Below are 7,665 nucleotides of genomic sequence, written 5' to 3'. Positions count from 1 at the left end.
GTGTACCCCGAAGGGCCTTACCGCTCGACTTGCATGTGTTAAGCACGCCGCTAGCGTTCGTCCTGAGCCAGAATCAAACTCTCCGTTGAAGACTCTCAACCACACCCCCAAAGGGGTGTAATCAGAAATATCTAACTAGAGTCCGAAAAATCTAGCAAAGCGAACACCAGCAAAAAAGATTCGCTGTTGTTCAAAATGTCCAACCTTCCACGACCGGGGGGTACGCGAAGGCTGGAACCAATAAAAATATTGGCACTGACATTCATCGACACACTATTGAGTTCTCAAAGAACACACGCACACACTTCCGACCCGACGATCAGTCGAGGTTTCGGTGCGGCAAGGGTTCGTACTGTAGTCCAAGCGACCCACCGGACGCAAATCCGGTCAAGCCCTGAACACGCAATCAGTCAGGCGCTCAGCGTCCTACCTCGTGTCTCAGCGGGGCTGAGTCGGTGTCCGTGTCGCTCTGACTCGAACTAAGTTACGTGCCGCCAAACACGAAGTCAAATCGGCTGGTCAGCAGGCTATTTCGGCGTACCGACGCGCTCGACCTGTCCTCCGAGGGCTTGCATCTGCTCGACGAACTTGGGGTAACCGCGGTCGATGTGGAACACGTCGTGTACTTCGGTGACGCCGTCGGCGACCAGACCGGCCAGCACCAGGCCGGCTCCGGCACGGATGTCGGAAGACCACACCGGGGCGCTGGACAGGCGCGGGATGCCGCGGACCACAGCGTGGTGACCGTCGGTGCGGGCGTCGGCGCCGAGGCGGATCATCTCCTCCACGAAACGGAAACGGGCCTCGAAGACGTTCTCGGTGATCATCGAGGTGCCGTCGGCGATGGCGGCCAGACCGATGGCCATCGGCTGCAGGTCGGTGGGGAAACCCGGGAACGGAAGCGTCGCGAAGTTCACCGCACGCGGACGCTCCGGCTGCACCACACGGAAACCATTGGGCTCGTAAGAGATTCGCGCACCGGCGGAACGCAGCTTGTCCAGCACCAGCGCCAGGTGCTTCGGGTTCACGCCGGTGACGCGCACATCGCCGGTGGTCATCGCGGCCGCGATCCCCCAGGTGGCGGCGACGATGCGGTCACCGATCACCCGGTGCGTAGTGGGACGGAGGCTCTTGACGCCCTGCACGGTGAGCACCGAGGAACCGGCACCGTCGATCCGCGCACCCATCTGCGTGAGCATGGTGCACAGGTCGACGATGTCGGGCTCGCGTGCGGCGTTGTCGATGACCGTCTCGCCCTCGGCGAGCACCGCCGCCATCAGGATGTTCTCGGTGGCGCCCACCGACGGGAAGTCGAGCCGGATCCGCGCGCCCTGCAGCTCCTCGGCCTTGGCGACCACGCATCCGTGCTCGATCTCGCTGGTCGCGCCGAGCAGACGCAGACCGGCCTGGTGCATGTCGAGCGGGCGCGAACCGATCGCGTCGCCACCGGGCAGGGCAACGACCGCGCGCTTACAGCGGGCCATCAGCGGACCCAGCACACACACCGAGGCGCGGAACTGGGTGACCGCCGGGAAGTCCGCGTGGTACTTGGGCTCCGCGGGGGTCACGATCGTCACGACCGATCGGTCACCGCTCTCGTCGTCGGAGATCGTCACATCACAGCCGAGGCCGCGCAGCACCTCCGCCATCAGCGGGACATCGAGGATGTCGGGGCAGTTGGTGATGGTGGTTGTGCCTTCGGCCAGCAACGACGCGGCCATCAGCTTCAGCACGCTGTTCTTCGCGCCGCCGACCGCGACCTCGCCGACGAGCTGATTACCGCCGGAGACCAGAAACCGTTCGCTCACCCCGCCAGCTTATCGACCGATGCGCCACGACACGCCCCCCTGTCGCCAAACCGGCTCGATCGGGCCGGAACTCGTGACCGCCGAGCCGCTTTCGCGCTAGCGTCCGCCGCCCGGTTGCCACAGCACGTCACCCTCGGGATTGGTGTAGCGGCTGAGGATGAACAGCAGGTCCGACAGGCGATTGAGGTATTTCGCGGGCAGCACGCTCGTGTCGTCGGGGTACGCGGCGACCGCGGCCCAGGCCGATCGTTCGGCGCGGCGGGCAACCGTACGCGCGGTGTGCAACAGCGCGGCCAACGGTGTGCCGCCGGGCAGGATGAACGAATTCAGCGGCGCGAGAGACTCGTTGAACTCGTCGCACCACGCCTCGAGCCGGTCGATATAGGACTGCGTGATGCGCAGCGGCGGGTACTTCGGGTCGGCCACGATCGGGGTGGACAGATCCGCGCCCGCGTCGAAAAGGTCGTTCTGGATCTGGCGCAGCACCGACAGGATCTCGGGCGTCGGCGTACCGAGGGCAACCGCGACACCGAGCGCCGCATTGGCCTCGTCGCAATCGGCGTAGGCGACCAGGCGCGCGTCGGTCTTGGCGACCCGGGAGAAATCGCTCAGGCCCGTTGTTCCGTCGTCACCGGTTCGGGTGTAGATCCGGGTGAGGTGGACCGAAGATCGTGGCTGCGAGTCGTCCGGCATCTCAGATCGGGCCCTTTCGCTTGGCACGGTCCGACGGCCGCGACTCCATCCACGACAAAAAAGCCGCCATCGATCCGCGGTCGAGCGCCAATTCGAAGCTGGCGTGCGGGTCGGTGACGGCTACCACGACGATGTCGTCGGTCATGATGTCGAACTCGTCGCCTTGCGGGTGCCTGCGTTCGACGATTTCGAGACCCTGACGGTGAATCGTGCTGTCCGGGCCGAATTTGAGGCTGGTGAGCTTGAAGAAGACGAGCCGGTCCTCGTCGTAGCGGATGAGGCCGTGCCGCCAGCCCTGGCCGCCGCGCGCGGGCAGTACCCGGAGCAGCGCGGCCGTCCCCCCACGTCGCAGCATGACCAGGCGATAGGTGGAAGCGCCTGCGATGAACACGAGCGTCAGCACCAGAATGATCAGGAGAACCATCCCGGTTTGCAATGCCGTACGCCCTTTCGCTCCACTCGGGTGCCGTGGACACCCCTGTCATATTCAATCACGGCCGCCCGAAACGGTTCCGCCCGGATCCACCGTTCCCCGGATATAACACTGCCGGCGGTGAACTCTCGGAGTTCACCGCCGGCAATGTTCGTATTGTGCAGCGATCAGGACGCCGTGGTCGCCTCGACGGCCCGGACCTGCCCCTGCGCCGCGCGCAGCTGCGCCTCGTCGGCATCCGCGTCGGCGAGCACCTTGCGTGCCGCGTCGACATCGACCTCGCCCGCGAGATCGGCCGACTCGGCCAGCACGCGAACGGTATCGGCGGTCACCGAGAAGAAGCCGCCGTGCACCGCGGCGACGATCCGCTCGCCCTCGGTCGGCACGATGGTCACCGTGCCGCCCTCGACGAGCTGACCGAGCAGCGGCTCATGGCCCGCCATGATGCCGATCTGGCCCTCGGTGGTCTGCGCGCTGACGAACGAGGCCTGGCCGGACCAGAGCTTACGTTCGACAGCCACGAGATCGACCGTCATCGTCCTGGAAGTGGACTCTGCCATCGTGGACTACTTTCCGGCGATCTTCTTCGCAGCGGCCTCGACGTCGTCGAGTCCACCGCAGGAGTTGAACGCCTGCTCCGGGAAGTGGTCGAACTCGCCCTTGCAGACCCGGTCGAAGTCGTCGATGGTCTGCTCCAGCGGCACGACCGAACCCGGCTGACCGGTGAACTTCTCGGCCACGATGAAGTTCTGGCCGAGGAACTTCTCCAGACGACGGGCGCGGCCGACGAGGACCTTGTCCTCTTCGGAGAGCTCGTCCATACCGAGGATGGCGATGATGTCCTGCAGCTCCTTGTACTTCTGCAGGATCCGCTTGACCTCGTTGGCGACCCGGAAGTGGCGCTCGCCGACGATCGAAGCCTCGAGGATACGAGAGGTCGAGGTCAGCGGGTCGACGGCCGGGTAGATGCCCTTCTGCGAGATCGGGCGCGAAAGCTCGGTCGTCGCATCGAGGTGGGCGAAGGTGGTCGCCGGCGCCGGGTCGGTGTAGTCGTCGGCGGGGACGTAGATCGCCTGCAGCGAGGTGATCGAGCGACCACGGGTCGAGGTGATGCGCTCCTGGAGCTCACCCATCTCGTCCGCCAGCGTCGGCTGGTAACCCACGGCCGAGGGCATACGACCCAGCAGGGTCGAGACCTCGGAACCGGCCTGGGTGAAACGGAAGATGTTGTCGATGAAGAGCAGCACGTCCTGGTGCTGGACATCGCGGAAGTACTCCGCCATGGTCAGCGCGGACAGGGCCACGCGCATACGCGTGCCCGGCGGCTCGTCCATCTGGCCGAAGACGAGGGCGGTGTCCTGGAGGACGCCCATCTCTTCCATTTCCAGGTGGAGGTCGGTGCCCTCACGGGTACGCTCACCGACGCCCGCGAACACCGAGGTGCCGGAGAACTCGCGAGCGATACGGGTGATCATCTCCTGGATCAGAACGGTCTTGCCGACACCGGCACCACCGAACAGACCGATCTTGCCGCCCTTGACGTACGGGGTGAGCAGGTCGATGACCTTCACACCGGTCTCGAGCATCTCGGTCTTACCCTCGAGCTGATCGAAGCTCGGGGGCTTGCGGTGGATGCCCCACTGCTCGCCGTCGCGGCCGAGGCCGGGCGAGTCGAGGCAGTCGCCGAGGGCGTTGAACACGTGGCCCTTGACGATGTCGCCGACGGGCACCGAGATCGGCTTGCCCGAGTCGGTGACGCTCGCGCCACGGACCAGGCCGTCGGTCGGCTGCATCGAGATGGTGCGCACGATGTTGTCGCCGAGGTGCTGGGCGACCTCGAGGGTCAGGGTCTTGGCCACCGACGCGAGCTTGATGTCGGTGTTCAGAGCGTTGAACAGCTCGGGAATGGCGCCACGCGGGAACTCGACGTCCACGACGGGGCCGATGACACGGACGACGCGGCCGGCGGTTTCGCCCGCCTTCTTCGCGTTGTCCAAAGTGACAGCTGCGGTCATTAGATTGGTTCTCTTCCTGCGCTTCTAGTCGCGGTCCGAGCTCGACGCCAGCGCGTTCACGCCGCCGACGATTTCGCTGATTTCCTGCGTGATCTGGGCCTGACGCACCGAGTTCGCCTCGCGCTGGAGCACACTGGCCAGCTCGTTGGCGTTGTCGGTCGCCGCCTTCATTGCGGTGCGCCGAGCCGCGGACTCGGATGCCGCTGCCTCGAGCAACGATGCGTAGATTCGCGTGTTGACGTACTTGGGCAGCAGAGCCCCAAGCAGCACATCGGCGTCCGGCTCGAACTCGTACTGCGCCGAGACGACGACGTTCGGCGAGTCCGACATGATGTCGTCGCCGAGCTCGTAGTTCTCGTCGACGAAGCTGACCTGGATCGGCGCCAGGCGGCGCACCTCCGGGGTCTGGGTCAGCATCGAGACGAACTTGGTGTACACGATGTGCAGCTCGTCGACACCCGCCATGGTCCCGCCGCTCAGCGAGTCGACCTCGCCGTCGGACCCGGCCATGAAGGCCTCGACCAGGTGCCGGCAGGCGGCCGACGCATCGGTGTACTTCGGCTGCTGCGAGAAACCGGTCCACGACGCCTGGTAGGGGCGGTTGCGGAACTTGTAGTACGTGAGGCCCTTGTTGCCCATCACGTACAGCACCGGTTCCTTGCCCTCGCCACGCAGGGTGGTCATGAGCTCCTCGGCGCGCTTGAGCACGTTGGAGTTGTAGCCACCACACATACCGCTGTCACTGGTGATCACCAGGACAGCGGCCCGCCGGGCGTTGGCACGCTCGGTCAGCAGCGGGTGCGACAGGTTCTTCGAGGCGCTGGCCAGCTCACCGAGGACCTTGGTGATCTCCTCGGCATACGGCTTCGCGGCCGCGACCCGGGCCTGGGCCTTGGAAATTCGCGAGGTCGCGATCAGTTCCTGAGCCTTGGTGATCTTCTTGATCGAATTCACACCACGAATGCGGGAGCGCAATTCGCGCAAACTTGCCACTACGATTCACTCCCTTCATTCGCCGTATCGATAGTTGCCGACATCAGTGCTGACCCGGCTTACTTGTCGACGTGCTTGCGGGTGACCGACAGCGACTCGACCTCTTCGTGGTCCAGATCGCCCGCGGCGGCCTCGTTCACGACGCGGCTGCCGTCCGAAGCAAGGAAGCCCTGCTTGAACTTGTCGGTCTCGGACTTGATCGCCTCGGCGGCCTCGCCGTCGAGCGGCTTGCGGCCACCCTCGAGCGCGTCGAAGGACGACTGGGTCGCGCTGTGCAGGTGCTCGAGCAGCTCGGCGGTGAAGCGGCGCACGTCGGCGACCGGAACCGAGTCGTAGTAGCCGGCGTCGACCAGGTAGATCGAGACGACCTGATCCTCGACGGCGACCGGGGAGTACTGGTTCTGCTTGAGCAGCTCCACCCAGCGGGCACCACGCTCGAGCTGGGCCAGCGAGGCGGCATCGAGGTCCGAGGCGAAGGCGGAGAACGCCTCGAGCTCGCGGTACTGGGCCATTTCCAGACGCAGCGAACCGGCGACCTTCTTCATGGCCTTGGTCTGGGCGGCGCCACCGACACGGGAGACCGAGGTACCGACGTTGATCGCCGGGCGGACACCCTTGTTGAACAGGTCGGACTCGAGGAAGACCTGGCCGTCGGTGATGGAGATGACGTTGGTCGGGATGAACGCCGAGACGTCGTTGGCCTTGGTCTCGATGATCGGCAGACCGGTCATCGAGCCGCCGCCCATCTCGTCGGACAGCTTCGCGCAACGCTCCAGCAGACGGGAGTGCAGGTAGAAGACGTCACCGGGGTACGCCTCGCGGCCCGGCGGACGACGCAGCAGCAGCGAGATGGCGCGGTAGGCCTCCGCCTGCTTGGTCAGGTCGTCGAACACGATGAGGACGTGCTTGCCCTGGTACATCCAGTGCTGGCCGATGGCCGAACCGGTGTAGGGGGCCAGCCACTTGAAGCCGGCGGAGTCCGACGCGGGAGCGGCGACGATGGTGGTGTACTCCATCGCGCCGTGCTCCTCGAGCGCGGTCTTGACGCCCGCGATGGTGGAGCCCTTCTGGCCGATCGCGACGTAGATGCAGCGAACCTGCTTGCTGGGGTCGCCCGACTCCCAGTTCGCCTTCTGGTTCAGGATCGCGTCGACGGCGACGGCGGTCTTGCCGGTCTTACGGTCGCCGATGATCAGCTGACGCTGGCCGCGGCCGATGGCGGTCAGCGCGTCGATCGCGGTGATACCGGTGGCCAGCGGCTCCTCGACCGGCTGGCGCTCCAGCACGGTCGCGGCCTGCAGCTCGAGCACGCGGCGGTCGTCGGCTTCGATCTCGCCCAGGCCGTCGATGGCCTGACCGAGGGGGTTGACGACGCGACCGAGGAACTTGTCACCGACGGGAACCGACAGCACGTCGCCGGTGCGGCGGACCTGCTGGCCCTCCTCGAGCGAGGCGTACTCGCCGAGGATGACGGCACCGATCTCGGTGTCCTCGAGGTTCAGCGCGACGCCGAGGACGCCGCCCGGGAACTCGAGCAGCTCGTTGGCCATCGCCGACGGCAGACCGCTGACGTGCGCGATGCCGTCGCCGGTGTCGGTCACGAGGCCGACTTCTTCGATGGAGGTTTCCGGGGTGTAGCTCTGGGTGTAGCTCTCGATCGCGCTACGGATCTCGTCGGAGGAGATCGTCAGCTCCGCCATGTTGTTCCTGCTCTCGCTGTGGT

The 7,665-nt window shown here is 65.7% G+C and carries 7 protein-coding genes and 1 rRNA gene; all 8 read right to left on the bottom strand.

Translation table 11 applies throughout. The features are described 5' to 3' along the window. A 16S ribosomal RNA gene (locus AB0I35_RS10225) occupies positions 1–89 on the bottom strand; the annotation flags it as partial. 438 nt (positions 90–527) lie between these two features. Beyond that, positions 528–1,808: a UDP-N-acetylglucosamine 1-carboxyvinyltransferase gene (gene murA, locus AB0I35_RS10220; RefSeq protein ID WP_067490426.1), complete on the bottom strand. Its 1,281-nt coding sequence runs from the start codon at positions 1,806–1,808 to the stop codon at positions 528–530. Between the two features lie 96 nt (positions 1,809–1,904). Beyond that, positions 1,905–2,501 carry a cob(I)yrinic acid a,c-diamide adenosyltransferase gene (locus AB0I35_RS10215; RefSeq protein WP_357395450.1) on the bottom strand — a complete coding sequence of 199 codons (597 nt, stop codon included), beginning with the start codon at positions 2,499–2,501 and terminating at the stop codon, positions 1,905–1,907. 1 nt (position 2,502) lies between these two features. Beyond that, positions 2,503–2,925, bottom strand: coding sequence for a DUF2550 domain-containing protein (locus tag AB0I35_RS10210; protein ID WP_067490432.1), 423 nt, complete (start codon positions 2,923–2,925; stop codon positions 2,503–2,505). A 176-nt stretch (positions 2,926–3,101) separates the two neighbouring features. Then, positions 3,102–3,494, bottom strand: a complete 393-nt coding sequence (locus AB0I35_RS10205) for a F0F1 ATP synthase subunit epsilon (protein ID WP_067490434.1) — start codon at positions 3,492–3,494, stop codon at positions 3,102–3,104. A 6-nt stretch (positions 3,495–3,500) separates the two neighbouring features. After that, positions 3,501–4,949, bottom strand: a complete 1,449-nt coding sequence (atpD, locus tag AB0I35_RS10200) for a F0F1 ATP synthase subunit beta (RefSeq protein WP_357395449.1) — start codon at positions 4,947–4,949, stop codon at positions 3,501–3,503. A 24-nt stretch (positions 4,950–4,973) separates the two neighbouring features. Further along, positions 4,974–5,942, bottom strand: coding sequence for a F0F1 ATP synthase subunit gamma (locus AB0I35_RS10195; RefSeq protein ID WP_357395447.1), 969 nt, complete (start codon positions 5,940–5,942; stop codon positions 4,974–4,976). A 59-nt stretch (positions 5,943–6,001) separates the two neighbouring features. Further along, complete coding sequence (gene atpA, locus AB0I35_RS10190; protein WP_067490443.1) at positions 6,002–7,642, bottom strand: F0F1 ATP synthase subunit alpha; 1,641 nt, start codon at positions 7,640–7,642, stop codon at positions 6,002–6,004. Between the last annotated feature and the right edge of the window lie 23 nt (positions 7,643–7,665).

The sequence above is a fragment of the Nocardia sp. NPDC050378 genome (assembly GCF_040655675.1).
Lineage (GTDB): Bacteria > Actinomycetota > Actinomycetes > Mycobacteriales > Mycobacteriaceae > Nocardia > Nocardia coubleae.
Note: the sequence above shows the minus strand (reverse complement) of the source record. Positions and strands in the feature narration are given on the sequence as shown.